The sequence below is a fragment of the Nostoc sp. genome (assembly GCF_036917375.1).
Lineage (GTDB): Bacteria > Cyanobacteriota > Cyanobacteriia > Cyanobacteriales > Nostocaceae > Nostoc.
In genome coordinates this window covers 23,257-48,452 of record NZ_JBALDN010000050.1, presented here as the reverse complement: position 1 = coordinate 48,452, position 25,196 = coordinate 23,257, and the positions used below count along the sequence as shown (strand labels likewise).

General features: G+C 41.1%; 24 protein-coding genes. 14 read left to right on the top strand and 10 right to left on the bottom strand.

The window, feature by feature from the left end:
- Positions 1 to 41: 41 nt before the first annotated feature.
- Complete coding sequence (locus V7K45_RS13065; protein ID WP_335003953.1) at positions 42 to 1,025, bottom strand: hypothetical protein; 984 nt, start codon at positions 1,023 to 1,025, stop codon at positions 42 to 44.
- A 513-nt stretch (positions 1,026 to 1,538) separates the two neighbouring features.
- Here V7K45_RS13065 and V7K45_RS13060 point away from each other — a divergent pair.
- The 5 genes from V7K45_RS13060 (at position 1,539) to V7K45_RS13040 (ending at position 7,356) form a co-directional block, all read left to right on the top strand.
- Complete coding sequence (locus tag V7K45_RS13060) at positions 1,539 to 2,291, top strand: winged helix-turn-helix domain-containing protein (protein WP_094349166.1); 753 nt, start codon at positions 1,539 to 1,541, stop codon at positions 2,289 to 2,291.
- 53 nt (positions 2,292 to 2,344) lie between these two features.
- Positions 2,345 to 3,670, top strand: a complete 1,326-nt coding sequence (locus tag V7K45_RS13055; RefSeq protein ID WP_335003951.1) for a sensor histidine kinase — start codon at positions 2,345 to 2,347, stop codon at positions 3,668 to 3,670.
- Positions 3,671 to 3,698: 28 nt separating this feature from the next.
- A complete protein-coding gene (gene phoU / locus V7K45_RS13050) occupies positions 3,699 to 4,367 on the top strand; it encodes a phosphate signaling complex protein PhoU (RefSeq protein ID WP_335003949.1) in 669 nt (222 codons plus the stop codon).
- Between the two features lie 577 nt (positions 4,368 to 4,944).
- Positions 4,945 to 5,574, top strand: a complete 630-nt coding sequence (locus V7K45_RS13045) for a Crp/Fnr family transcriptional regulator (protein ID WP_335003947.1) — start codon at positions 4,945 to 4,947, stop codon at positions 5,572 to 5,574.
- 132 nt (positions 5,575 to 5,706) lie between these two features.
- Positions 5,707 to 7,356, top strand: coding sequence for an iron uptake porin (locus tag V7K45_RS13040; RefSeq protein ID WP_335004098.1), 1,650 nt, complete (start codon positions 5,707 to 5,709; stop codon positions 7,354 to 7,356).
- Between the two features lie 72 nt (positions 7,357 to 7,428).
- Here the strand turns inward: V7K45_RS13040 and V7K45_RS13035 are convergent, their stop codons facing one another.
- Positions 7,429 to 7,689, bottom strand: a complete 261-nt coding sequence (locus tag V7K45_RS13035; protein ID WP_292774854.1) for a hypothetical protein — start codon at positions 7,687 to 7,689, stop codon at positions 7,429 to 7,431.
- Positions 7,690 to 7,922: 233 nt separating this feature from the next.
- Between V7K45_RS13035 and V7K45_RS13030 the strand changes: the two genes are divergently transcribed.
- From V7K45_RS13030 to V7K45_RS13020, 3 genes are all read left to right on the top strand, one after another.
- A complete protein-coding gene (locus V7K45_RS13030) occupies positions 7,923 to 8,525 on the top strand; it encodes a DUF3318 domain-containing protein (RefSeq protein WP_335003945.1) in 603 nt (200 codons plus the stop codon).
- A gap of 108 nt (positions 8,526 to 8,633) precedes the next feature.
- Positions 8,634 to 10,196, top strand: a complete 1,563-nt coding sequence (locus V7K45_RS13025) for a hypothetical protein (RefSeq protein WP_335003943.1) — start codon at positions 8,634 to 8,636, stop codon at positions 10,194 to 10,196.
- Positions 10,197 to 10,516: 320 nt separating this feature from the next.
- On the top strand, positions 10,517 to 10,708 hold the full coding sequence (locus V7K45_RS13020) for a hypothetical protein (protein ID WP_335003941.1): 192 nt from the start codon (positions 10,517 to 10,519) through the stop codon (positions 10,706 to 10,708).
- Between the two features lie 185 nt (positions 10,709 to 10,893).
- Here the strand turns inward: V7K45_RS13020 and V7K45_RS13015 are convergent, their stop codons facing one another.
- The 6 genes from V7K45_RS13015 to V7K45_RS12990 all read right to left on the bottom strand — a co-directional run bounded on the left by V7K45_RS13015 (position 10,894) and on the right by V7K45_RS12990 (position 15,187).
- Positions 10,894 to 11,298 carry a hypothetical protein gene (locus tag V7K45_RS13015; protein ID WP_335003939.1) on the bottom strand — a complete coding sequence of 135 codons (405 nt, stop codon included), beginning with the start codon at positions 11,296 to 11,298 and terminating at the stop codon, positions 10,894 to 10,896.
- Between the two features lie 509 nt (positions 11,299 to 11,807).
- Complete coding sequence (gene hisA / locus V7K45_RS13010) at positions 11,808 to 12,581, bottom strand: 1-(5-phosphoribosyl)-5-[(5-phosphoribosylamino)methylideneamino]imidazole-4-carboxamide isomerase (RefSeq protein WP_335003937.1); 774 nt, start codon at positions 12,579 to 12,581, stop codon at positions 11,808 to 11,810.
- Between the two features lie 44 nt (positions 12,582 to 12,625).
- The gene (locus V7K45_RS13005) at positions 12,626 to 12,928 is read right to left on the bottom strand and encodes a DUF3593 domain-containing protein (protein ID WP_335003935.1); all 303 of its coding nucleotides are present in this window, start codon (positions 12,926 to 12,928) and stop codon (positions 12,626 to 12,628) included.
- Positions 12,925 to 13,260, bottom strand: a complete 336-nt coding sequence (locus tag V7K45_RS13000) for a DUF2499 domain-containing protein (protein ID WP_335003933.1) — start codon at positions 13,258 to 13,260, stop codon at positions 12,925 to 12,927. Before V7K45_RS13000 ends, V7K45_RS13005 begins: the two co-directional genes overlap by 4 nt.
- A gap of 116 nt (positions 13,261 to 13,376) precedes the next feature.
- The gene (locus tag V7K45_RS12995) at positions 13,377 to 14,375 is read right to left on the bottom strand and encodes a glycosyltransferase family 2 protein (RefSeq protein WP_335003931.1); all 999 of its coding nucleotides are present in this window, start codon (positions 14,373 to 14,375) and stop codon (positions 13,377 to 13,379) included.
- 113 nt (positions 14,376 to 14,488) lie between these two features.
- Complete coding sequence (locus tag V7K45_RS12990; RefSeq protein ID WP_335003929.1) at positions 14,489 to 15,187, bottom strand: TVP38/TMEM64 family protein; 699 nt, start codon at positions 15,185 to 15,187, stop codon at positions 14,489 to 14,491.
- 464 nt (positions 15,188 to 15,651) lie between these two features.
- Here V7K45_RS12990 and csaB point away from each other — a divergent pair, with 464 nt between their 5' ends.
- Both csaB and V7K45_RS12980 read left to right on the top strand, forming a co-directional pair.
- The gene (csaB, locus tag V7K45_RS12985) at positions 15,652 to 16,695 is read left to right on the top strand and encodes a polysaccharide pyruvyl transferase CsaB (protein ID WP_335003927.1); all 1,044 of its coding nucleotides are present in this window, start codon (positions 15,652 to 15,654) and stop codon (positions 16,693 to 16,695) included.
- Between the two features lie 649 nt (positions 16,696 to 17,344).
- Complete coding sequence (locus V7K45_RS12980; protein ID WP_335003925.1) at positions 17,345 to 18,829, top strand: glycosyltransferase family 87 protein; 1,485 nt, start codon at positions 17,345 to 17,347, stop codon at positions 18,827 to 18,829.
- A gap of 112 nt (positions 18,830 to 18,941) precedes the next feature.
- On the opposite strand, the gene pgeF is transcribed toward V7K45_RS12980, so the two are convergent.
- Entirely contained in the window at positions 18,942 to 19,727 is a 786-nt protein-coding gene (pgeF, locus tag V7K45_RS12975; RefSeq protein ID WP_335003923.1) for a peptidoglycan editing factor PgeF, read from the bottom strand.
- Between the two features lie 77 nt (positions 19,728 to 19,804).
- Here pgeF and V7K45_RS12970 point away from each other — a divergent pair, with 77 nt between their 5' ends.
- Positions 19,805 to 20,623, top strand: coding sequence for a biotin--[acetyl-CoA-carboxylase] ligase (locus V7K45_RS12970; RefSeq protein WP_335003921.1), 819 nt, complete (start codon positions 19,805 to 19,807; stop codon positions 20,621 to 20,623).
- Positions 20,624 to 20,713: 90 nt separating this feature from the next.
- The gene (locus V7K45_RS12965; RefSeq protein ID WP_335003919.1) at positions 20,714 to 22,285 is read left to right on the top strand and encodes a M23 family metallopeptidase; all 1,572 of its coding nucleotides are present in this window, start codon (positions 20,714 to 20,716) and stop codon (positions 22,283 to 22,285) included.
- A gap of 62 nt (positions 22,286 to 22,347) precedes the next feature.
- Here the strand turns inward: V7K45_RS12965 and V7K45_RS12960 are convergent, their stop codons facing one another.
- Positions 22,348 to 23,028, bottom strand: coding sequence for a riboflavin synthase (locus V7K45_RS12960; RefSeq protein ID WP_335003917.1), 681 nt, complete (start codon positions 23,026 to 23,028; stop codon positions 22,348 to 22,350).
- Positions 23,029 to 23,381: 353 nt separating this feature from the next.
- Here V7K45_RS12960 and V7K45_RS12955 point away from each other — a divergent pair, with 353 nt between their 5' ends.
- Positions 23,382 to 23,879 carry a bifunctional nuclease family protein gene (locus V7K45_RS12955; protein WP_190730096.1) on the top strand — a complete coding sequence of 166 codons (498 nt, stop codon included), beginning with the start codon at positions 23,382 to 23,384 and terminating at the stop codon, positions 23,877 to 23,879.
- Between the two features lie 185 nt (positions 23,880 to 24,064).
- Positions 24,065 to 25,195, top strand: coding sequence for an aldo/keto reductase (locus V7K45_RS12950; protein WP_335003914.1), 1,131 nt, complete (start codon positions 24,065 to 24,067; stop codon positions 25,193 to 25,195).
- The last annotated feature ends 1 nt before the right edge of the window (position 25,196 follow it).

The window sequence follows — 25,196 nt, the reverse complement described above, 5'->3', positions numbered from 1 at the left end:
CTTCAGGAATTCAAAATAATTAAGATGCTACGAACTCACAACTATTTAGGGTTAGAACTACCAAAAGCCCTCATAGCTAAGTCTTGTGCTTGTTTTAATGCAGTTTGCAATTGAGCAGAAATCCCTTCTATTTGCTCAGATTGTTTCTTAATTGTTTCTTCCAGAGATTGAATTTTTTGTTCATAGCTCTGTTTGTTAGATTCCCATTCTCTTTCAAATAAATCAGCCTCGATTTTAGCTTTTTGGCTTGTTTCTTTAATTGCCTCTTCTCTAGCTTTCTTAACGGCTTCTTCCAGCTCACTAGGAAATGTAGTTACTTTTTGTTCATAATCTGCAAAGAGTGGTTGGCGTTCAGCAAAGATTTTTTCTCGTTGTGCCCAATCTTTCTCTTTCCTTTGAGAATTTTCTAGTATTTCCCTTTGTTGTTGGCGTTTTATCCCTTCGTAGCTGTCTGTATTGAGTTTACGAGTAGTTTCTAACTTATACTGAAATTCTTCTTGTTCTCGCTGGCGATCTTTGGCTAATAAATCGTTATATGCTTGAAGTTTTTCTTCATACTCTGCTTGCTCTTTTTGCCAGTCTTTCCGTCTGATTGTAATTTCTTTCTCTAGTGCTTCCTTTTTGCTAATAGTATCTTGTTCGAGAATTTTTAATTTTTCTTGGTGTTCTTGACTTAAAACGTCTAGAGTATCCGCTACAACTCTAATTTGTTGCAGTTCTTGTAGCCGTTGGGTTTCAATTTCTATAGCTCGGTTCAATTCATCTAACTTGGAATTTTCCTGAGCTAGTTTTTCAGATAATCCATTGAGAATACTGCCAAACTCTAATTGTAAATCAGCTAAACCTTTGACAATACTATCAATTGTATATGCAGAAGCTGCTTGCAGAATTTCTTGACTTTTTGCCTTTTCTGCTTCCTCTTGTTTGGTTGCTATTTTAGATTCAAGTTTTTTTCTTTGGATAATAATTTGTTGAAATGCTTGCATTAGTTGTTGTTTGCTGTCTTTGACTCCAACTGTAGTCATCTTCCAACTCCCTTCAATAGGCAAATGATTTATTGGGTAGCAAGCCATACCAATGACTACCCTATGCAGACATCAGAGTAGCCTTTTAATCAACATTTTTAACGCAGTGGAAATACTGAAATGATCCACATCTGACACTTAGTGGGTACGAATTTTCCACATATATGTCCTTCTGTTTTTCAGGTATAGTTTTCCCTTTGAGGCTAAATAGTACTTTTGTACTAAGACAAATATACCTAACCTAATTTCCTCTGTCAAGATAATCTTCATGCAATAATGTCTTTGGATCTTTTGAAGACAGAATCGAAAATTCAAAGTCTTTAATTAAAAAAACTATTAGAAGCTTGCAGCCACAATGATTTATGATTTAGAAGACTGCTGTGGTAAATGTTACTTTTTGTAAAGAAAATCTAAAAGAATTAATCCCAGTAGAAGCGCGGTTGCAGTAAGGCGAGATAATAGACTTAATCATCCTAATTGATACAAGCACAGTCGTAGACTTTTGTGATATCAATGTATACCAGTGAATCGACCAAATACTCTGCCAGAACGGACATTGGACAAACCAGCCGTATTCTAGTAGTAGAAGATGAAGAATTAATCCAGGAAATGCTAGCTGTAGCTCTGGAAGAAGAAGGTTACGGGGTGATAACTGCTCCCGATGGGCGGTCTGCTATAGAGTATCTCAAAAGTTTTGAAACCAATTCAGGGGAACTTCCCTTCGATCTGGTAATTCTTGATTTGATGCTGCCGCAAATCAATGGGCTAGATATTTGCCGTTTGCTGCGTCATCAAGGCAACCCAGTACCTATTTTAATGCTTAGTGCTAAGGGTAGTGAAACTGACCGTGTGTTGGGGTTAGAAGTGGGTGCAGATGACTACCTGACCAAACCCTTTAGTATGCGTGAGTTAGTGGCTCGTTGTCGCGCTTTACTCCGCCGCCAACGCCTAAGTAATTTACCACCAATACCAGTATTAAAATTTAAGGATGTCTCCTTGAATCCCCAAGAATGTCGCGTGCTGGTTCGCGGTCAAGAAGTGAGTCTTTCGCCCAAAGAGTTCCGTTTGCTGGAACTGTTTATGAGTTATGCCCGCCGGGTATGGTCACGGGAACAATTGCTCGATCAGGTTTGGGGGCCGGATTTTGTCGGCGATAGTAAAACTGTAGACGTTCACATTCGGTGGTTGCGGGAAAAATTAGAGCAAGACCCCAGTCATCCGGAATATATTGTGACTGTAAGAGGTTTTGGCTATAGGTTTGGATAATTAGTTGGGATAGTTGTTAGTTTTTAGTAGTCACCAAAAAACTAACAACTCAAATGCTTTTATTGGGATTTTTTCTGGGTTTAGCGGTAGGCATTGGGTTTTGGATTTGGCAACAGGTTCAACTTAACCGCTACCTGGGGCGCTTACTCCGACCGTTAACCTCGCATTCTTACAAGATGGGACTGCTGCTGATTCCTGGGTTGCGGCAAGAAATAGCGATGGTGAAACAGCAGCGGCAAGATTTGCAGCAGTCGTTGCAAACTTATCAAGACCTGCTAAATTTTGCTCCAGTGGGATATTTGCAGGTGGATGAGGAAAATCAATTGCTGTGGTGTAATCGACAGGCGCAGGAAATTTTGTATCTGCAAAGGTGGCAACCAGAACAAGTGCGCTTGTTATTAGAGTTGGTCAGGTCTTATGAACTCGACCATTTAATTGAGCAAACTCGCGATTTGCAAAAACCACAAACGGGAGAATGGATATTTCATCCATCTTGTGATGATGCAGCAGAGATGGGAACAATCAAATCTCTGGCTTTGCGGGCTTCTAGCTTGCCTTTACCCAATGGACAAGTAGGGGTATTTTTAGAAAATCGTCAACCCCTATTAGATATAAATCAAGTACGCGATCGCTATTTTTCCGATCTAGCACACGAACTCAGAACACCGCTAACTTCGATTCGCTTGGTTGTAGAAACTTTACAAAATCGCTTGGAACCACCTTTAAATCGCTGGGTTAACCGCCTCATGCAAGAAGTTGATCGACTAATTAACTTAGTGCAAAGCTGGTTAGACCTTACCCAGATGGAAGCAAACCCAAATATCCAATTGCAAGCCAAAGCTGTAGAATTGCGATCGCTCATTACATCTGTTTGGGAAACACTAGAACCCTTGGCACAGCGCCAACATCTGTCTTTTTCTTATTCTGGGCCAGAAAATTTGTGGATTAAGGCAGATAAAGCCCGAATTTACCAGGTTTTTCTCAACTTGCTAGACAACAGCATTAAATACAGTTCTCCTGGTACAAGCATTCAAGTTCATGCAAAAATTCGCTCGACGAATAATAATCAGGGCGATGCTGCTTTCCCAATCTTGGAAATAAATCTTATTGATTCTGGAGTCGGCTTTTCTGAGGCAGATTTACCCCACGTTTTTGAGCGATTTTATCGAGGAGATAAAGCCCGAACTCATTCCCCCCAAGATAGTAATTCTATAGGAGCGATCGTTGGCAATGGATTAGGATTAGCGATCGTTGAGCAAATTCTAATTGCCCACGGTGGTTCAATCAAAGCGATGAACCATCCAGAAACTGGCGGCGCGTGGATGCAACTCCAATTTCCCGAAGTTATGGCAAACTCCCTAAGCCAAGACTATAGTTAGTAATATCTTCACCTTTGAGACAACAAGTGTGAAAGCCGTCGATTATACTCCCAATCCTCAAAGACCACAACTCGCACGCGCCATTAGGCGCTTAGAACGGGATGTATTACGCATGGGTGCCTTGGTAGAACAATCATTTCGCCTCAGCCACCAAGCGTTATTTGCTCGTAACTTAACAGCAGCTGAGGAACTCCCCCGATTAGATAAAAAGATCGATCGCTTTTATAGACAAATCGAATCAGACTGTACGGCGATTATGACGCTACAAGCGCCTACGGCTCCTGATTTGCGCTGCTTGAGTGCCTTTATGCAGCTGGTGCGAGATTTAGAGCGCATTGGCGATTATGCTGAGGATTTAGCTGAAATTGCGATTAAAATTTTTCCTTACGCGCCTCATACGTCTTTGCCCGACATTGAAGCTATGTCCCTTCACGCGCAGGCGATGCTAGCAACTAGCTTAAAGGCTTTGGGAGATTTCGATGAAGCCAGTGGACGCCGTTTAAAACATCTAGATGATACTGTAGACGATGCCTACGATCGCGTTTATCAGACTTTAGCCCAACAACGAGATGTGCCTGGTGTAGTCGAGCCAATTATACTACTAGCACTGGCAATTCGTTGTCTGGAACGTATGGCAGATCATGCTACGAATATCGGTCAAAGGGTAGCATATATTGTCACCGGTCAACGCTCCTAATTGATATGCTGCAAAGATCCCCGACTTCTACCCTCCAGGTGTCTGTAAGAAGTTGGGGATCTAAATCCAGCGATTTAGTAAGTGCCATTCCAATATTTCTCGCTTTGTGCATTTTTAACTCGAAATCGGGTTTGGGGTAAAAAGTAAAGGGTAAGGGTTAAAGGTTTTTTCTTTCCCTTTACCCTTTCCCCTTTTCCCCAAAACCCGAGAAGTATTGAGTGCCATTCCACCCTAATATCTTCATAATTATTGGCGCCGACATACTTACTTCGTCTTCACAAAATACCAAATTTCCAAATAATTAAAAATAAGTTAATTCAATATTTTACTAAAAGCTTACCTATTCTTAAACTTACACAATTAAAGTAGCGGATAAACAACTAAAAATTTTGGCTATATCTCACTGATAAATACCTTATGTAAAAGTTGTTCCCATCAGTAGATTTGGAGTTAGTTCCTAGCTCTGAATTGAGAAGAATAGACTTCAGTTAAAACAGGTAAATTTTGATACAAATTATTAGAGTTTCTTAATCATTGTAAATAGCGAGATTCCCTGATAATTATGTAGTTACGGTTAATGATGTATTCCCCAAGTCCTACTTCAAACTCTTCTGCCGTGTCAAATGGTTCTGCTTTGGGGGGACAATTACCCCAACAGATATTTACCCGTCGGGAAGTAATTCCACCTTACAATGACGTAATTTGGCGAATTGAATATGGTGCAGTTCGTACCTTAACGTGGAGTGAAGATGGAACATTCATCACTCTTGGTTATTGGGGAATAGGGGATCTGATTGGCTATCCTTTGTCTAAGGTGAAACCCTACCAGATTGAATGTCTCACGGGCGTAGAAGTAAGCATTGTGCCACCTCATTTGTGGCATCAAGATATTAATGCTTTGTTGTCTCATATTCAACAAGCAGAGGATTTACTAAGCATTGTGCATCGAAAACCAATTTCGCTACGTTTATGGCAGTTTTTAGTCTGGTTAAGTGAAAAATTTGGCCGTGATGTAGATAAGGGCAAGCTAATTGATTTAAATGTTACCCATCAGGATATTGCTGAAGTTTTAAATACTACGCGAGTAACTGTTACCCGACTCTTACAGCAGTTAGAAGAAGAAGGAACAGTTTTACGTCACAAACGCCGCATTATCTTGCGATTCCCAAATCAATTAATTAAAAACTATAGTTCAGCAGCATGTTAAATGAATTGCTTGTAATAATCACAGGGTAAATGTATAATCGTTGCTGTGATTGTGTGTAAAATCCACGAAAGAAAAGTGTTTAAAGCATTTTATCATGACTGGATTATTGTAGGTGTGAGTGAAAGTAAAAACATGACAAAACGATTCTGGAATCTTTTTAAGGTTAGTCCAATTGTATTAGCCGCTACATTTTTTGTTGCTAATAGTGCCCTAGCTGCTGAAGTTAACGAACAAGTAACAAATGTTGGCGAGTTATCTGAAACTCAAGAGTCTAAGGATATGAGTCAGGTAACATCAGTTTCTCAGTTTTCGGATGTGCAGCCTACAGATTGGGCGTTCCAAGCTTTACAATCTCTAGTTGAGCGCTATGGCTGTATTGCAGGTTATCCTAACAGTACCTATCGTGGGAACCGTGCTTTAACCCGTTATGAATTTGCCGCAGGTTTGAACGCCTGTTTAGATCGGGTTAACGAACTGATTGCTACAGCTACTGCCGATTTGGTCAGCAAACAAGATTTAGCTACTTTACAGCGCTTGCAAGAAGAATATTCTGCTGAACTAGCAACTCTGCGCGGTCGTGTTGATGGATTAGAAGCCCGCACTTCTGAGTTGGAAGCTAATCAGTTCTCTACTACCACCAAGTTAGTTGGAGAAGCAATTTTCGCCGTGTCTGATGTTTTTGGTGACACTAGAGCCGCTCGTGGTGGCGCTCCTACTCAAGACTTGAATTATAATACCACTTTTAGCGATCGCGTTCGTTTAAACTTATACAGCAGTTTCACTGGTAAAGACCAGTTGCAAATTCGTTTGAATGCTGGAAATGTCGTCTCCAATCGGGGTAATGATGCATTGGGTACTGGTACTGGTACCAACATGAGCCGTTTAGGTTTTGATGGAGATACTGGCAACAGCATTAGCATTGATAAAATCAACTATGCTTTCAACTTGACTGACGCAGTGCGTGTCAAAATTGACGCCACTGGTGCCGAATTATACGAAAACGTCAATAACTTCAACTCTGACTTTGCAAGCTCTGGTAGAGGTGCGCTCTCACGCTATGGACGTTTCAGCCCCATATATCGCCAAGGTCAAGGTGGCGCTGGTATAACTGCTACCTTCAATCCTAAAGGCGCCATCAGTCTCAGCGGTGCTTATATAGCTAGGACTGCTAACGACCCTACCCTTAATAATGGGTTGTTTGATGGTGATAGCGCTATCTTTGGTCAGTTATCTTTCCAACCCTCCAAAGCGTTTAATATTGGTCTAACCTACGCTCGCACTTATCAAACTGATACTGCTGCCAATAACCTTTTCCAAGGTACAGGTAGTATTTTTGCCAACACTCCTTTTGGGGCTAACACTCGTACTGAATCCAATAACTACGGTGTAGAAGCTACCTTCCAATTTAGTCCTAAGTTGGCTATTAGTGGTTGGGGAGGTTATACAACTGCTGATGCTAAGACTGGTGCTAATGCAGGTACAGACGCAGATATTTGGTATTGGGCTGGAGCGCTTGCTTTGAAAGACTTTGGTGGCGAAGGCAACGTTTTAGGTATTATCTTTGGTCAACCACCCAGAGTTACTGGTGGTAGCATCAAAAATGTCGCTGGCAATACTACCTTTGACGACAGTACTTCTTATCACTTAGAGGGTCTTTACAAGTACAAGGTTTCTGATAATATTCAGGTAACACCTGGCTTGTTGGTAATCTTCAATCCAGAGCACAACGACGCTAACGATACTGAATACGTAGGTACTCTACGTACTACCTTCACCTTCTAAAATTGGCAAAGCTCAGAATTAGATAAACAAAACCCCACTTTTAGGTGGGGTTTTATTTAGGAAGAAAATTGGCTATGTAGGATTGTAATCTGGCTGATTGGATATATCTTTTGGGGGGCGATCGCTACTCCAAGCCCACCACACAGAACCACAGTGGCAGTAATAGAACTCTTGCCATTTGCGACGACGGTCTTCTGTAAGAACAGGCGATCGCCGATTTAGCCAAACTTTCTCAGCTTCTAGGCTACTTGAGTGACAGTTAGGACAGCAAAAATCATAGGCATGTATTGCCTTATTTGTCCATTCAGGTGGGAGGGTAGCAAAAGCGTCCATGTAGTTACAAATATAGTCTTAATGGCAAGCCAAAACTTTGAGGTTTGGAATTTGGCGGCAAAGCAATACTATAAAATCCCGCCATACTATCAAACTGCTGAATAAATATTCTTATAGCTCGATCTGAATCTATTCAATGACTGTGAAAGCATCTCATAAATCAAAGGTTAACATGAAAACTTTATTTTTTACACACCTAGTTACTCTGCACATTATGGCTAATAATTAAATTTATGGAGCCAAATGTTGAAATTCGCCGTTTGTTAGATGTGATGCCTGCTTCTGGTCGGATGACGACAAAAATCGTCAGTAAGCCAGAGCAAGCAAAAGTAATTGACGCTTCCTTTCCCCAACCCTGGAACCAAGCGCGACCGATATATATTAATTTTGATTTGTGGCGTCGCCTGACAAAGCCGCAACGAGACTTGCTGCTGTTGCAGATGGTTAGCTGGTTGACGGGGGTAAAGTGGTTTAAACCCGACATTTATCAAGGCGTAGTGTTGGCTGGACTGTTAGGCGGATTCTTAGAAGCAGCACAGTCAGATGTCGTAGGCGTTGCTGTCGCTGGGGGATTAAGTGCGATCGCTGCTTTTCGGATTTGGCGCACTAATAAATCTCAAGAGTCAGAGTTAAATGCCGATGCAGCCGCAATTAAAATAGCACAGCGGCGTGGTTATTCAGAAGTCGAAGCAGGACAGCACCTTTTATCAGCAATTGAAGCGGTAGCCAAAATTGAAGGGCGTTCCAGTTTGAATTTTACTGAGTTGATTCGTTGCCAAAACTTACGAGCGATCGCAGGTTTATCACCAGTGGGTATACCAGAAAGTTATAAGTAAAAATGAGTAATAATTCAGAAGTCTGAATCCATCTGTCTGAATAGTTAAAGAGTCAGAATAATATCTGATGATAATCGCATTTACAGCAATCTTGACGAGCCAAACAAATTGGATTCTGAACTAACAATGTTAAGCAATAAAATTAGCAAATATACTTCAAAACTACCTTTGAATTCTCCTTCGTTTATTATTCTTCTTTTTTCTTTTCTTGGTTTAATAGGTATTCTTAACCATTCTATGTGGCGAGATGAACTGAATCCCTGGCTGATTGTCAGAGATAGTGGTTCATTGGGGGATTTAATTGCAAATATTCATTATGAAGGTCATCCTGTTCTATGGTATTTTTCTTTGGCAATTCTAAGAAAAATAGTCGACGATCCTATTATTATGCAAATTTTCCATTTGGCAATTACTGTTGTTTCAGTTACACTTTTTTGCCTGTATAGCCCTTTTAACCATCAACAAAAATTTCTATTTTCCTTTGGCTTCTTTCCTTTTTACGAATATCTTTTAATTTCTCGAAACTATGCCTTTAGTATGTTATTTATTTTTGCATTCTGTACAGTTTTTGCATCTAGAAAAATAACTTATGCTTATTTGGCAATTCTATTGGGTTTACTAGCAAATAGTAGTGCTTATGGTTTACTAGTATCATTTTCTTTATTATTAACTTTACTGGTTGAATTTTGTTTTGATAGCGAACATCGACAGCATTATTTTAGTCAAACCAAAAAGTACGACTTATTTTTAAGTATTTTAATTATCACATTATTTTTCATTTTATCCATTTATATTATTACTCCTCCGACAGATAGTTATCTTCACGGTGGGTTAAATAATGGTTGGCTAATAGAATTCGATATCCGTCATCTGTTGAGAAGCGTCGGCAGAGTATTTGGTAGTTATTTATTAATTATTCCTACACATAAAAGATGGTTGGATTTAATTGTTTGTGCGACAATTGCTTTATTTATTGTAGTTTTAACTTTAATAAAATTATCTGAAAAGCCAGTTATTTTCTTTTTCTACACGATTGGTAATTGTATATTATTTGCCTTTACATACTTGAGATTTATAGGTATGCCACGGCATTTTGGACATTTCTATTTAGTTTTAATTGCAGCTTTATGGCTGGGAAGTTATTATCGCAAGTCTATAGTTTTACTTAATAAAATTTCTATTCTTCCAAGTTCAATTACATTTATTCACAAATGGCATTATCTGGCTTTGATGCTCATTCTCTATGTCCAGTTTGGGGGAGGAATTTATAGTTTTTCAAGAGATTTAGTTATACCATTTTCTGCTAGTCGCGAAACAGCCCAATATATTCAAAAATCTGGATTAGATAATGAGTTTATTGTTGCCAGTCGAGATGCGAATATGGCTCCTTTATCGGGTTATCTTAATCGAAAGTTTTACTATCCAGAGATTGAAAAAATGGGAAGCTTTACTTTATTTAAAAAAGGTCGTCAAGAAGTAGAACAAGCTGAGATATTAAGCCAGATTAATTCTCTACTTCAAAATCAAAATGAGCGAAAGAAAGTTTTGCTGATTTTAAATAAAAAACTGAATGTCAACCGCAATGATTTGAAAATTGTTTCTATCAAAGATTTTCAGAGAGGCTGGGTGGATAATGAAAGATATTATCTTTATTGGGTAAATGAAGTATAAGAATCATGCACCACAGAACTTTGTAGTTTAATATGGTATAGACTTTCTTGTACTAAAGGATCGGGATTTACATTTAAATGTGTTGCCAAAACACCTCAAAAATAACGCTTTTGCATCCTTTGACTAGCTTGCCACCGCTGATAACTAGCTGGGATGCGTGAGGCTAATCTACACTGGAATAAGAGAATGTGTGTTTAACTGACTTAGATATCAAAACCTGGGGAGTTTTGTCATACCTTCTCGGTTTTGCTTATGAGGTGATAACCTCGTGTGGTAAAACTTAACTTAAATTCTGTCAGTTACTAACGGAGTTGATGGGAATGAGTACCTTAATTTTTCTTGGCTTGATAGTGGTTTACGGAGGCGGAGCTTGGAAGTTTTGGAATGGGTTTGGACGGACTAATTTTAATCCAACTTTGACCAATCGGATTGGTTTATCTTTGCTATGGCCAGCTTTGTTTATTACAAATCAGTCTTATCGTCGAAACTTTAGAAAGGCGTTGAAGGGCTAGGAATTACTATTAACCTAACGTCATCCAATCCTGACGGTGGTATATATCTCAAATAAATCTAACCTACAACCTCGCTTCCCTAGTAGGGAAACGAGGTTAGGTTTGCTCTTTTTACGAAGGAGAGGAATTAGGGAGAGGTAAGTTCTTTAACCGTTGGAAAATATTTTAGCTGATGAATTTACCAATTACTTACCATTGGTTAATAGATGGATTGCTCCACCAACAGCTGCACCATCAATAGCATTGCCAAGGGTATCTTTTTTATCGCCAGTAATTACACCAGTCAATGCACTAGCTCCAGCACCGACTCCGACATCTTGAGCGGCGTTCCGGTGGCGGCGATTGCGAGTATGTCTCAGACCATTTGCACCATTGACGGCTGCACCAGTGACACCACCTTTAACAGCATTCCCTAATACACTGCCATTTCCCCTAACAGCTCCGGTTACAACGTTGGTAACAGCCCCAATACCTGCATCTCTTAGTACTTGGTCATCAGCAGCAGCGGGTTTGGCGGGAACTAAGGTTACACCAGCTAAACTTGCAGCCATGAGGCTGGGTAAAAGTGCGCGTTTTAGGATTTTATTCATTGTGTTACCTTCTCAAAACATCAAACAATTTTCTAAAAACCAAAGTTACTAGAGTCTGATAAAATCTGAGTTTTTTATCTGAATCACAGCAACTATTATTGTTTGAGAACACATTAATTATTGCATTTGCAAAGTCATAACTGCATCTACTGAAAGCATGAATATAAATTCAGTCCAGAGAAGGCCTTGCTGATTTTTTAAATCATACAGGGGATTACATCTTGACAAAATCAATTAAATATAAATTGTAGATTTTTCACAATTAGTAAGAGATTTATAATGATAAATAATGTAGTGTTTACCTTATCTATCTAAAGATAGTTGCCAAAATAATTAAACTAACTAATTGGGGTTAATATTTAATTCTCTTAGTTTAGCAGCCAAGCATTGCGTAGGCGTAGCCCGTCGTAGACATTGCTCCCATCGTATTTGTAGCAAATTACCCTGATTATCCCACCACCGCAACCAGGGTAATTCTAGATTTTGATAGCGAACTTGCCAATAAAATGTCAAGCAAAAGTAGAAAAACCGAGATTGGGTGGAATATCCTGAATTCGCCCCGGCCCGATCGCTCGTAATGCTTCTTTGAGTAAAATATCCCCAGTATACAAGGCACGTCCAACTATTACGCCAGTCACGCCTTGAGGTTCTAACGCCAACAAACTCAACAAGTCGGTGACAGAACTTACCCCACCAGAAGCAATTATCGGGATGGAAATTGCTGCTGCAAGTTCTCGCAAAGCTTCTAAATTTGGGCCTGTAAGTGTACCATCCCGGTGGATATCTGTGTAAATTATGGCGGCTGCGCCCAATTCTTGCATTTGTACAGCCAGTTGAGTTGCTAAAACTTCCGAGGTTTCTAACCAGCCGCGAGTTGCGACTCGACCGTTACGGGCATCAATACCGATAATAATCTGTTCGGGAAATTCTTGGCAGAGTTCTTGCACCAACTGGGGTTGTTCTACGGCAATGGTTCCGAGAATTGCCCACTGTATGCCTAGATTAAATACTTGTTGTACGCTAGTGCGATCGCGCAATCCTCCACCAATTTCAATGGGTACTGACACTGCTTGAGCGATCGCTTCAATTGCCTCCAGGTTTACTACTTTACCTGCTTTGGCACCGTCTAAATCAACTATATGCAATCTGGTAGCACCTTCATCTACCCACTGTTTGGCAACATCGGCAGGATTTTCGCTAAAAACTTGCGAGCGATCGTAGTCTCCCTGATACAGTCGCACACAGTGACCTTCTAGTAAATCAATCGCTGGAATTACGTCCATTTAACTCTTCCTTATTGCAATCAAAACGCTATCTATAGCTGAATTTACTCTTTTTCATTTTTCATTTGTAATTGCCTTACAGCTTGCCCAAAACCCAGCACAAGCAAGATGTTAGAAAGCGTCAAAAATAGTTCTGCACCACCGTGCAACCAATCCACATTGGCTAAAGACTCGCCATAATGCAATACAGCATAAATCCCCGCCGGGATGGTAATGGCAACAAAGACAAGAGTGCCGTAAAATCCATACAGCGCCAAACGCGGCATTTGCGGACTGCGGCTGATAAACCACAAGAAACCCAAATAGGGAAACAGTGAAAGTGCAAACAGGGTTTCTTTAGAAATCATTGCTCTGATTTGATAGGTTTTGGTTCAACAGTGTTAACAGATTTGGTCGAACGCCAAATCAAAAACGCAGCCGCCCAAAGCGTAAAATTACCAACTAAAGTCATGGTAGCTTGAAGCGTTACCATCCATTCCAAAGATTCGGCGTTGTCGAAATAATGCCAGGTACAAGCACACATAGCACTGACTAAAGCTGGTAACATCGCCAGGGATAATCCCCACCAGCTGCGGTTATTAGTCAGTTCGCCGTAAGTCCAGATTAACCAAATGGCGACAATCCACTCTATAACGCTAGAAACATGAATAATCCAGGTGGGAATCGAAAGGGTGTGCATAAGAAAGTTAGGAGTTAGAGATTTGGAGTGGAGAGTAGTACTGTCAAGGTGATATGTAGCTTTAATTTTATATTTGTTTAAACAAACCTTTATTATGCAACGCCAAAAAAATATTCTTATTTGTAAGCGTCTTCTAAATTATCTAGTTTGTCAGAATTGCTCGTTGAGTTGGAGGATTTGCGCGCAAAACCACCTACCTCAGCCAAAGTGTAGAGAGGTCTGGCTTTAACTTCTTCGTAAATGCGCCCTATATATTCACCTAAGATGCCAACACTGACTAACTGCACAGATCCAAGAAAGAAAATTGCCATCAAAATAATCGTAAACCCAGTTAAAGGCGAATGGGGGACAAAAAGACGCCAATACAAGACTAATAAAGCCATGAAGATGGCCGCCGCCGCTGCTAATAACCCTAAGTAGGTTGATAACCGCAGTGGCACTATTGAAAAAGACACTAGGCCATTGATAGCAAGGACTAAGGATTTGCTAAAAGTATATTTAACTTCCCCGGCAAAGCGAGGGTTGCGCTCGAACCGAATTGCTGTTTGCTGAAACCCAACCCAAGAACGCAAACCACGAATATAGCGGGTACGTTCTGGCATAGAATTGAGAATATCTACAATCTGCCGATCCATTAGACAAAAATCACCAGTATCAGTAGGCATCTCCACATCTGCAAGCTTCTTAAGGATACGATAAAAGAAATAGGCAGTAAAACGCTTAAACCATCCTTCTTTAAGGCGTTGAGTGCGTTGAGCGTAGACGACTTGATAGCCCTGTCGCCATTTTTCAACCATATCGGGGATTAGTTCTGGTGGATCTTGTAAGTCAGCATCAAGGATGATAATAACTTGACCGCGGACAAAATTAAGACCAGCAGTCACTGCAATTTGATGACCAAAGTTACGAGCAAAGCTCAGATAGCAAATACGCGGGTCTTTTTGATGGAGGTCTCGTAGTAATTGTAGGGAGCGATCGCGGCTACCATCATTGATTAAAATTAATTCGACAAGCCCATCCATCCGATTCATGACTGCACTCAGTCTGCGGTATAGTTCTGGAATAATTTCTTCTTCGTTATAAATTGGAACAATGAATGAATACTTTGGTAACATCTAAAAATATTGTTTAATTTTTTAACAGCTGATAGACTGCTTGTAATTATAAAGATTTGCTTCTCACCATACCTAATAAGACTTAAGTCAGATTGTTATAGTTTATTTATTCTTTAGGTTGAGTCATCTGAAGAGTCTGATTTTTCCAGCCTTTCTACAGCTTTTTTGGGAAAAGTTCGACGATGGCGATACCAGGTAGACCCTGCCACGAGTGTTCCAGTTAAGCCTAATGCAAGTATTAGCGGCAAAAAATCGCCTGTATTCACTGCCTTCAGACCAGAACTACCTAGTAGTACAAAAGGTAAGACACTAGGAACAGTACCAAGTGTTGTACCGAGAACATAATCTTTAAAGCTGATTGAAGTCAGTCCCGCCACAAAGTTGACCAAGCCATAGGGCATGATTGGTACTAATCGGATGGCAAACATATAAAAAAGCCCTCCACGACGCACCTCAGCATCCATAGCTTGCCAGCGTCCTGCTAGTCGTTTTGCAACTGCTTTGCGTCCAATAGTTCGAGTAAAAATGAAGGCAATTATTGCCGCAATGACTGCTCCAACACTAGTCCAGACAGTACCCAGCCAAGGGCCAAAAATGGCACCTCCAGTCAAATTTAGTACCGTTGAGGGCAAAACTAACATAGTTGCCACAACGTACAAAGCAATATAAATAATCGGTGCCCAGATACCAGAAGATTTCAGCAAAGCTTGAATTTGCGCTGGTTCAATGCCGCCAAGAAGATATACGGTTATACCAGTTGCAATTATGCAACTCAGCGTGAGTAGCAAAATACCAGTTTTCAAGTTCCACATTAGAACTCTACTCCTACTTTTTGTGTAACAAAACCCATCTTTTGAAAATTTAAATCCTTGTAGAGACGCGTAATTTCGAGTTTCTACAAGGATTTTTCACTAGATGTCTATTGTATTAGCTAGTTTTAAACAGAAGCGATCGCAACCTTTATCCAGGTATCGAAGTATCCAAACACAGACCAAGAAACCGCAAAGTTGCAAGACTTGTTTCAATGAAACCGGAAGCGAACACTTTGGAGTTGAAAAAATGTAAGTAATTATAGCGCCTGCTATCCTGCTTAGGACAAGTCTGCTATGGATAACTGTGACAGTAGCTCTCTGACGATTTGCCAATGAATGTCCTAAGTTGTTTGACCGCTGTTATAGAACTTGGGAATGAGTTTACCATCTATATGGTGGACAGAGATTCATTTAACAATAGCTATTAATCCAAAATCTAAAATCCAAAATCCAAAATGGTCAAGATGCGGGCATTATTGTCTGGGTATTACGGTAAAGGTAATGGTGGTGACGAAGCTTTATTGGCAACGCTTTTGCAAATGTTACCATCTCACGTAACGCCTGTGGTGCTTTCTGGTAATCCAGAGGAAACCCGCGATCGCTACAATGTAGAAACCTACGATCGCATGGCTCCCTTAGCTGTACTGCAAGCTTTACGCTCAAGTGATGCCTTGATTTGGGGCGGCGGGAGTCTCATTCAAGATGTTACCAGTACCATCAGCCCATTTTATTACGGGGGACTAATGGCACTAGCGCAGAAAATGGGTTTGAAAACTGTTGCTTGGGCGCAGGGTATTGGCCCGTTAGTGCGTCCGCAAACTCGTTGGTTGGCACGGCAAACCTTTAGTAATTGTACCAAAGTTAGTGTCCGCGATCGCGCCAGTGCTGCTCTATTATCTGATTGGCAAATTCCTTGTATTATAGCTCCTGACCCGGTTTGGGCGCTGGAATCTAAACCAGTTCCAGGACTTTGGGATTTACCTGCACCGAGAGTTGCGGTAACGTTGCGATCGCATCCCCAACTTACAGAAACACGTCTAGCAAACTTAACTCGCGCTTTAGTTGACTTTCAAAAAGCTACGCAAGCATTTATTTTACTACTGCCGTTTCAAAAAAGTGAAGATTTAAGTATTGCCGAAGCCATTCAACCACATCTTAAAGATGTCAGCCAGATTTTGTGTCTGGAAGATCCGCAACTTTTAAAAGGTGTGTTTCGTGGCGTTGAAATGGCAATTGGGATGCGTTTGCACAGTTTAATTATGGCTGCATCTGTTGGTTGTCGCTGCTTTGCTCTCAGTTATGATCCTAAAGTCAATCGTCTCATGGAAGACTTAGAAATGCCTGGGTGGGATTTAACAAGTTTACCCAATGACCCCAATTTGATTGGTCTGACTTGGATGGAGCATTACGCCAATGGCGATCCTTTATCATCAGAGAAAATCCAATCTTTAGTAGATAGGGCATTAATGCACCGCGAGTTATTAAGCCACGTTTTATTTAATAAGTAAGATTAAACGATGTAGAGCGAAGAAAATAGACCTCTTGCAAAAATGTATTTTTGCAAGAGAGGAAAAAGGGAAGAGGTTAAAGGGAAAGGATTTTGAGTTTATTTGCCCTTTACCCCTTCCCCTTTTCCCCCACTTTTGCAAGAAGTCTAATGTAAAACTTCTAGAACTAGCCTTTTCAAGGTGACTCATAAAATACCTTTTTTTCTCTCTATGCTGTGCCAGTTGTTACCCTGCGGGAACGCTAAGAGCGCGAACAGTGTAGTGAACTAACTGCAAGGGCGCACTCGCTACTCTCTGGTTAAAAGTAACTGAACTAACCACTGCATACGCAGACAGCACTGATAAAAGAGATTAAAAAAGGGTTTTTCAAGTAATATTTTTACCCACCTTGAAAGGGCTAACTTCTATAAATTATAAATTGTACAAAATTATCATCATGTTGTGTATCGATGTAAACACATCTTTTCCTGCTTTTATTGTTTTTTAACGGAAAGGGAGGAATTATAAAAGCTTTATGAAGTGATTATAAAAATATCTTAGTCTTTATTGTACATAGAGGAATTGTAAAAAGTTTATGAAGTGGCTATAAAAATATCTTAGTCTTTATTGTACATATTTGCTTTAGCGATATTATTTACTAAATGCAAAAATGATTATTGAAATAATTCTAATGATAAGCTTTGGATTTTGGAACTTAATTATACTAATTTTAGTTGCTTTAGTTCTCAACAATAATTGGCGATTAGATGAAGAAAAGGCAGCCTGGAAAAATTCTTTATTCTTAAAATCTTCAGTCATCCAGCGGTTAATAAAATTTTTTAGTCAACCAATTGTTAACCTCTTCGTCCAAGGATGTGTTGTATTAGTCGTTACGAGATTTATCTGTTATACAGGCTGGCTAATTGATTTCCTAAACCAGCCAAATGCACCTTTATGGGATTTTCACTGGTATTATGTGGCGAGTAAATTAGCTCATCAGCATTTGAGTCCTTTTAATGTCGAGATTTTTAACCAAAATTTCTGTACCATAACTACGGTGTGTGGATCTGTTCCACCGTTTGTGTATCCACCTAATATTATTCCTCTCATCTGGTTTCTCGGCTATTTTTCGATGAATACTGCATTTAAAATTTCGATTGTAATGCATATATTAGCAATCGGTTTGGCCTTATGGGGAGCGAATATATTGCTGGAGTCGAAGTCACTAGCTCTAAGAACTATTTGCACAATTTCAGCTGCCTTGATTTATGGCGTAGTTCGCGATCTTCAAGTTGGTAATATTGCAATTTTTATTGCAATTTTGACCTTATGGATGTTTATCTTTGCTAGAAAAAATCAGGATATTCCAGCAGGAATTTGCTTGGGTATTGCCCTTTGTAAGCCAACATTAGCTGCATTATTCATTCTCTATTTTCTACTTAAAAGACGGTTCTCTCTAGTTTTTGTATCTGTTGTCACAGTAACGACTCTAGCATTTTTAGGTCTAGCCTTGACAGGTAATTCTTTGGCACAATTCGTGTCCGATTCATCTCGTGGATTTTCCCTCTGGCAAAACGATCCCGCAGTTAGCCCTTATATATCGATCAGTCGTCTCGATTTGATGGTTGTGGGCCCAAGATTAGTTCCTAATAACCCATTTTTTGCCAAGCTTTTGTCAAACTTAATTGTTATGATACTTCTTGGTTTGACGGGTTGGTATTGGTATTTACAACAATCTTTCACCAACTGGTCAAAAAAAATATATTTGGTAGAAATGGTACTAGTTTCTTGCTTGAGTATTGGCATCAACTATTCACAAGAAACTAGTTCTGTAATGTTAATACCTGCTGTTGTTTTTTTGCTAAATGATTTCCTGTATCAGATCAGGTATTGTAAATTCTCTAGGATAAGAATGTCTGTTTGGTTCATAGGGGTTTGCTGTATTGCAGTGCAAACAGCAGTTATTCATGGCTGGCTTATCCACTCGCTAGCAAATCGTTGGAACGTAAAAGCAGGGGAATTGCCATACATTATGAAAGTAACTATCTTCGCCCTACCGAGTTATGCGGTTTTAGGCATTACACTGAGTATTTTACTTTTAGCAATTAGTTCCCTTCGTCAAAAACAAGTGATGAAATTTGAACCTTTTTATTGAGTATCAAATTTACACTTTGTAGTTTGTTAAGTTAGTTTTGGGGTTAGTAGTAAGGACTTTAGTGCTTACTACTAACTTGCTTACCCCTCAATTCAAAAAAGCTGACAGGCTACTAGTGACTCGTTTGGCTGCTAACAATCCCTGACCACTGTACTTTTTTTTCTTTCTCCCGACGGTAAGAAAAGAAATGTTCTGGAGTTTGAAAAGTACAATAAGGTGCGATCGCAATTTGTTCTGCACTAATTCCCATATTTTCCAGTTGTAAGGTATTCACTCGCCGCACATCTAACCGTACCTTGCCAGGATTAGGGTCTTCTAGCAAAGGTGAATTTGGTAATTCATGCAACGCTTGAACAATTTTTTCTTCGTCATCATGTGCTATAATACTAGCCCCAATTTCGGCAGCCACTTCGATAGAGACTTGGTAAACCTCACCAGCGATCGCCGGGCCCATTGCAATCCTCAAATCATCAAGTTTGCTGCCTTGAGATTGTAATCGAGCGATCGCCAAGGGAACAATCTTTTTAGCAGTCCCCCGCCAACCCGCGTGTAATGCCGCCACCCGTCCAGTTTGCACATCCCCAATCAACACGGGTGTACAGTCTGCGCTAGCGACCCAAACCGCTTGTCTTGGCTGTTCGCTCATTAAACCATCTGCCGATGCGAAATCCTCTTCAGCAGAGCTTAAGAAGCTTTCAACTTCTTGGGGGGTGAGAACAGTATTGCCATGAACCTGCTTTAAGCGATAGACTGATGCCTCTGGTTGCAATACTTCTGTGATAACTTGTGGCGATCGCGGCCAAAACTGCTGGGTAAAGAAGCCGTGATGCCAACCTTCCAGAATACTACAAGTTAGATAGGGGAGTCCTTCCCAATTGCGCCAGTGCCAAGTGTGCATCTTCAACCAAACCTAAACAGAAATCACTCATCAGCCAATCAATGCTAACTTGAACAACGGAATTTGGGTTAACTGCTGTGGGATTTAATCTGCAAAACTTGGAAGCAGCCTTGCAAGCAGGGCGTAAGCATACATATTTACCATTTTCTCTTCATTTTTTTGAAAGCGTTTCCTCAACCAATCAAACGCTCTGGAACCTACTCAACCAAGGGGCTATTTCCGGAACAGTAGTAATCGCAACTCAGCAATCTGCTGGGCGGGGACAATGGGGCCGCCAGTGGATTTCTCCGGCTGGGGGATTATATGTTTCCGTGGCGATTTCTTTCGACCACAAAATAGAGGCTACTGACAGCTACCAGCTAACTTTCGCTACTGCTTGGGGAATTGCGTCGCAATTGCGCCAACACGGTATAGATGTTGGGATAAAATGGCCCAACGATTTAGTTTTAAATGGTCGCAAACTAGGCGGCATTTTGACAGAAACCAAAGTAAACAAAGGACAAATCACCCAAGCAGTAATCGGTGTTGGTATTAACTGGACAAACCCAGTCCCAGAAACTGGAATCAATCTGGAATCGTGGCAAGCTTCCCAAGATATTAGACCAATTTCTTGTCTGGAAATGCTCACCTCTAGAGTCTTGCTGGGAATAGAATCCGGTATGGAGTGCCTTTTTCAAGAAGGAGTAAGCATACTCTTGTCTCGCTATTTAGATTTGCTTACAAACATGGGCGATCGGGTGTACGTCAATAATCTTTCGGGTACTGTAGTTGGAGTGACTCTTCAAGGAAATTTACGAGTTGATTTAGAAACACATGATACAAAGGGACTAAATACACCGGAAATTTATATTGAACCCGGTACAATCAGTTTGGGGTACCATAAATCTTCCGTTTAAATTTGAGGTTTGTTCAAAATTTCGCTCTTTGGGCAAAACAAACCACTAGCATCATCTCTTTAGGCTAATTACACACAACTGAGAGAACAAATGACGCAGCGCAATAATTCTGCCCATCATCGTTTGCATTACTTATGGCAGCAAGGTCTAACAAAAAAACGTTTTGCCTCAACACTACCAGCCCAGAGCCTCTGTTGGCTGAGTAGCGTTAGCCTCCTTAGCGGTGGCTTCGTGTTTGCCCAAACGGAAACACAAATAGACAACATCGTTCCCACTGTTGAAAGTTCTCAACCAACAGCAGTTACAAATCCAGTTAAAGCCTCGACTTTTAAGAAACAGGCTGTTGCACCGGAAACCCCTCAAGCACAACCGGAATTTTCCCAACGGCGAGCCAGACTCAGACAGAGACTGGGCAGGCCAGAGGTTGCTCAATCAAAAGAGCCAGTTAGGCAGTCTACACCCAAAATCGAAGCTGCTGAACCTGTTGTGATTATCAGACAGTCAAAGCCCAAAGTAGAAGCCTCTCAGGTTACTCCTGTAAGGGTGAGACAGGAAAAACCCAATACCCCTGCCCGCTATGCACCTGAAAAACTTCCAGTAGTTGCTCAACCATCAAATAACTCTAACAGCCCTGTCAGTGCAACGGCGGAGAAAAACAAGGATTATAATAACGCTTATATCGATCCTAATAGTTATGACAGTGGTGCAACAGGTACTTATCAAGCACCAAACTCTGTAATTCTTACAGAACGCTCCAGTGGTTGTCGAGCCATTTTGCCGTCAGGGCAAAGTATATTAGGCGGTGCTTGCGCCAAAGCACCCCAGAGGAGTGTAGCTAATTCTAATGGTAAACCAGCACCTAATTGGCTCAGAAGAAGTCAAAACGCCCAGTTACCAGTAGTTCCAACTGTGCGGCAAATTGCAACTACTGGCAACACCAGTAGATGGCGTGCTGCTCAAAGTGGTTCTAGCAGTGTCACCAAGAGCGCATTTCGCCCGAATCGGTTTATCCCGACTCCCGCAGAATTCAGCCCCACAAGAGTGAGTGTAACTCCCATTGCACCGAGTGGTGGGACTTTACCGCCACCAATGGCAGATGGCAACATTGCACCCCGCCCCAGCAACGTAGCTTACGACTTCTCACTGGCATCAGTATTGCCACAAATTCCCTACATGGGGAGAGTTGCCTATAGCGGTACGGGAATGATGTATCCCTTGTCTATTCCCGCTCCCATTACTTCTTTGTTTGGTTGGCGAATTCATCCAATCACAGGTAATCAACGCTTCCATGCAGGTACAGACTTGGGTGCGCCTACGGGAACACCAGTTTTGGCAGCTGCTGCGGGTCAAGTGGAAACTGCTAACTGGGTGGGTGGTTATGGTTTAACCGTGATCCTGAATCACAAATCCGCTGAACAAACTCTCTACGGTCACATGTCAGAAATCCTGGTTCAACCCGGTCAGTGGGTACAACCTGGAACTGTCATCGGGCGAGTTGGCAGTACTGGTAACTCCACAGGCCCTCACTTGCACTTTGAAGTCCGCCACCTGACACAAGATGGGTGGGTTGCTACTGACCCAGGCGTGGAATTACAAAGTGCCCTCAGCCAGTTAGTGCGAGGTTTGCAAACCGCTCAGGTAAGCCAGGAACCAGGCAGCTAGATTGGAAATTTTAGATTTTGGATTTTAGATTAATTTAAAATCCAAAATCTAAAATCTAAAATTCAGAGATACCCGTGTTCTGCGAGGAATGCGGGTGTAATGCCATCTATACTATTGTTATCAGTGCCTCTGGTGTGGGGGTTGCCAGAATAAAGGAATTTTTCGACGTATTTGCCGAGAATATCCCCTTCTAGATTCACCAAACTGCCAGAAACCAAGTAGCGAAGATTTGTCTCGCTGTATGTCAAGGGAATTACCGCTACTTTGAATTGGGAGAGTTCTGGCTCATAAGCGGCGACTGTGAGACTGATGCCATTGACGGCAATGCTACCTTTGGGGACAATGTACCGTGCGATCGCAACGGAAGCAATAAAGGTCATTTCCCAAGAACTAGCCGTTTGTTCTGCCACTAGCAATCGACCGATGCCGTCTACATGACCCATCACAAAATGACCGCCAACTTTACTGCCTACCTTGAGCGACGCTTCTAAATTGACATATCTCCTTTGGGTTTGCTCACCCCCCAAGGTTGTCCGGCGTAGAGTTTCCGGTGAAGCCGTGGCAATAAACCCTTCTTTTAAAACTTGTTCCACTGTCAGGCAAACACCATCTACAGCAACACTGTCACCATAAGCCAAATCTTGCATAATTACTTCACCCGACTGGCTTACACAAGTAATTTGCCAAGAATCGCCCCCTAAGGGTTCCATCGTTCCTAATGCCTGGATTAATCCTGTAAACACGGCTTTTTTGTCAAACTAACTCTATTTATTGCTTAATTTTGGCTGAAATCAATTGGTAATTGTCACAGAAATCTCGAACATCGAAGTATATTTTCTGACTTTTTTTCGCAAAGTTTTTTCGCATAGGAATATTAACACATTAGCATCCTTCACAGGGCATACTTGGGTAAGAAGGTTATTGTCTAAGAAGACCAATTTGACTTACTCTGGTTTTCACCACAAGTTCGGAGTTTAATAGAAGCAATTATAGAGAACGAATGCTTATGTTTATTACTGTCACCAAACCGCCTAAAAAGGGGTGCTATTTGTTACACGGCATCCAAGACTCTCAAAGCATTGTAGAGGCTTAGGCAATGATTGAAATGAAAGTCGCTGGCATAGCATTAGATGCCATAACTCGCAGCCCGATCGTCCTTTTGAAAGATTCTTCAGATCGGCGGGCTTTGCCAATTTACATTGGTCAGGAACAGGCCAGGGCAATTATGGGCGCACTGGAGAATCAGAAGCCTCCTAGACCCTTAACTCATGACCTGATTGTGAATATTCTAGAGACTTGGAACATGACTCTAGAAAAGGTGATTATTCATTCCCTGCAAAAGGATACATTTTATGCAGCTTTAATTGTCCAGCAAGGCGAAGTCAAAAAAGAAATTGATGCGCGTCCTAGCGATGCGATCGCTATTGCCCTCCGTACAAATACTCCCATTTGGGTAATGGAAGAAGTCATTGCCGATGCTTCTATCCCTGTAGATCGCGATGCAGATGAAGCCGAACAGCAAGCCTTCCGTGAATTTATTTCTAATCTCCGTCCTGAAGATTTGATCAAGCGCTTTGGTAATGACGACAGCTAGGAGAGTGCTGAGTTCTGAGTGCTGAGTTCTGAGTGCTGTTAGCGCATAGTTCGGGTTGAGCCAGTGCTGAGAAAGAATAGAGAATCTAGAGAATAAAATAATTTCTTTATTCTTTCTCTGTTCATTCTTGTAGAGACACTATTAATCGTATTTCTACTTAGGACTCACTATTCAAGATTCAATTTATGAAATACCGACGCTTTGGAAAAACGAATCTGCGCCTCTCGGTTTTTTCCTTAGGAACAATGCGCTACTTGGCTGATTTTGAAAATGCTCACCAGACCATCGAACAAGCCTTAACGCTAGGAATTAATCATCTAGAAACCGCCAGAGGTTATGGCAAAAGCGAGGAGTATCTTGGTAGGGCGCTAAAAGCTGGGTTGTCAGTACCCCGAACTAGGCTTTATGTCACTACCAAAATCTCAGCCACAGCAGATGCTGACACCATGCGTCGGTGCATCGACGAATCCCTAGAACGATTACAACTAGATTATTTAGATTGCTTAGGTGTTCATGGTTTGAATACGTGGCAACATTTGGAATGGGTACAAGCCAAAAATGGCTGTATGCAAGCAGTAGAGGAAGCTGTTGCTGATGGTCGAGTGCGACACGTCGGTTTTTCCACGCACGGGCCATTAGAGTTAATTCAGGCTGCAATAAACACAGATTTATTTGAATTTGTCAATCTGCATTATTACTATTTTTTTCAACGGCACGCACCAGCAATTCAACTAGCTGCCGAAAAGGATATGGGCATTTTCATTATTTCCCCTGCTGATAAGGGAGGACGCCTCTACACGCCACCTCAAACCTTAAAAGACCTGTGTTATCCGTATTCACCCTTAGAATTGAATTATCGATTTTTACTTGTAGATCGCCGTATTACTACTTTGAGTATAGGGCCAGCTAACCCAGGTGAATTAAGAGAACCTTTGCAAATTGCTGACCATGATGAAGAGTTAACATCAGCAGAAATTTCCACTTTCCAGCAGTTAGAAAATCACCAAAAACTTGCTTTGGAAACTGATAATTGTAGCCAGTGTTATGCTTGTTTGCCTTGTCCAGAAAATATCAATATTCCAGAGGTATTACGGTTACGTAATCTTGCCGTGGCATACGAGATGCAAGACTATGGCCAATATCGTTACGGAATGTTTGAAAATGCAGGTCACTGGTTCCCAGGAATGAAAGGCAACCGTTGTACAGAATGTGGTGACTGTTTGCCTCGGTGTCCAGAAAAGTTAGATATTCCAGCTTTGTTGGAAGATACTCATCAAAGATTAAATGGGAAAGTAGGTAGGAGATTGTGGATCTGAC

Bases quoted from the DNA above. Each gene is read 5' to 3' on its own strand.
- V7K45_RS12980 (WP_335003925.1), top strand. From the start codon at position 17,345: ATGATTATTGAAATAATTCTAATGATAAGCTTTGGATTTTGGAACTTA.
- V7K45_RS12990 (WP_335003929.1), bottom strand. From the start codon at position 15,187: ATGTGGAACTTGAAAACTGGTATTTTGCTACTCACGCTGAGTTGCATA.
- csaB (WP_335003927.1), top strand. From the start codon at position 15,652: ATGCGGGCATTATTGTCTGGGTATTACGGTAAAGGTAATGGTGGTGAC.
- V7K45_RS12965 (WP_335003919.1), top strand. From the start codon at position 20,714: ATGACGCAGCGCAATAATTCTGCCCATCATCGTTTGCATTACTTATGG.
- V7K45_RS13065 (WP_335003953.1), bottom strand. From the start codon at position 1,025: ATGACTACAGTTGGAGTCAAAGACAGCAAACAACAACTAATGCAAGCA.
- V7K45_RS13055 (WP_335003951.1), top strand. From the start codon at position 2,345: ATGCTTTTATTGGGATTTTTTCTGGGTTTAGCGGTAGGCATTGGGTTT.
- V7K45_RS13045 (WP_335003947.1), top strand. From the start codon at position 4,945: ATGATGTATTCCCCAAGTCCTACTTCAAACTCTTCTGCCGTGTCAAAT.
- V7K45_RS13060 (WP_094349166.1), top strand. From the start codon at position 1,539: ATGTATACCAGTGAATCGACCAAATACTCTGCCAGAACGGACATTGGA.
- V7K45_RS13000 (WP_335003933.1), bottom strand. From the start codon at position 13,260: ATGCACACCCTTTCGATTCCCACCTGGATTATTCATGTTTCTAGCGTT.
- V7K45_RS13040 (WP_335004098.1), top strand. From the start codon at position 5,707: ATGACAAAACGATTCTGGAATCTTTTTAAGGTTAGTCCAATTGTATTA.
- V7K45_RS13015 (WP_335003939.1), bottom strand. From the start codon at position 11,298: ATGAATAAAATCCTAAAACGCGCACTTTTACCCAGCCTCATGGCTGCA.
- hisA (WP_335003937.1), bottom strand. From the start codon at position 12,581: ATGGACGTAATTCCAGCGATTGATTTACTAGAAGGTCACTGTGTGCGA.
- V7K45_RS12950 (WP_335003914.1), top strand. From the start codon at position 24,065: ATGAAATACCGACGCTTTGGAAAAACGAATCTGCGCCTCTCGGTTTTT.
- V7K45_RS12995 (WP_335003931.1), bottom strand. From the start codon at position 14,375: ATGTTACCAAAGTATTCATTCATTGTTCCAATTTATAACGAAGAAGAA.
- V7K45_RS12955 (WP_190730096.1), top strand. From the start codon at position 23,382: ATGATTGAAATGAAAGTCGCTGGCATAGCATTAGATGCCATAACTCGC.
- V7K45_RS13035 (WP_292774854.1), bottom strand. From the start codon at position 7,689: ATGGACGCTTTTGCTACCCTCCCACCTGAATGGACAAATAAGGCAATA.
- V7K45_RS13020 (WP_335003941.1), top strand. From the start codon at position 10,517: ATGAGTACCTTAATTTTTCTTGGCTTGATAGTGGTTTACGGAGGCGGA.
- V7K45_RS13005 (WP_335003935.1), bottom strand. From the start codon at position 12,928: ATGATTTCTAAAGAAACCCTGTTTGCACTTTCACTGTTTCCCTATTTG.
- V7K45_RS13030 (WP_335003945.1), top strand. From the start codon at position 7,923: ATGGAGCCAAATGTTGAAATTCGCCGTTTGTTAGATGTGATGCCTGCT.
- pgeF (WP_335003923.1), bottom strand. From the start codon at position 19,727: ATGCACACTTGGCACTGGCGCAATTGGGAAGGACTCCCCTATCTAACT.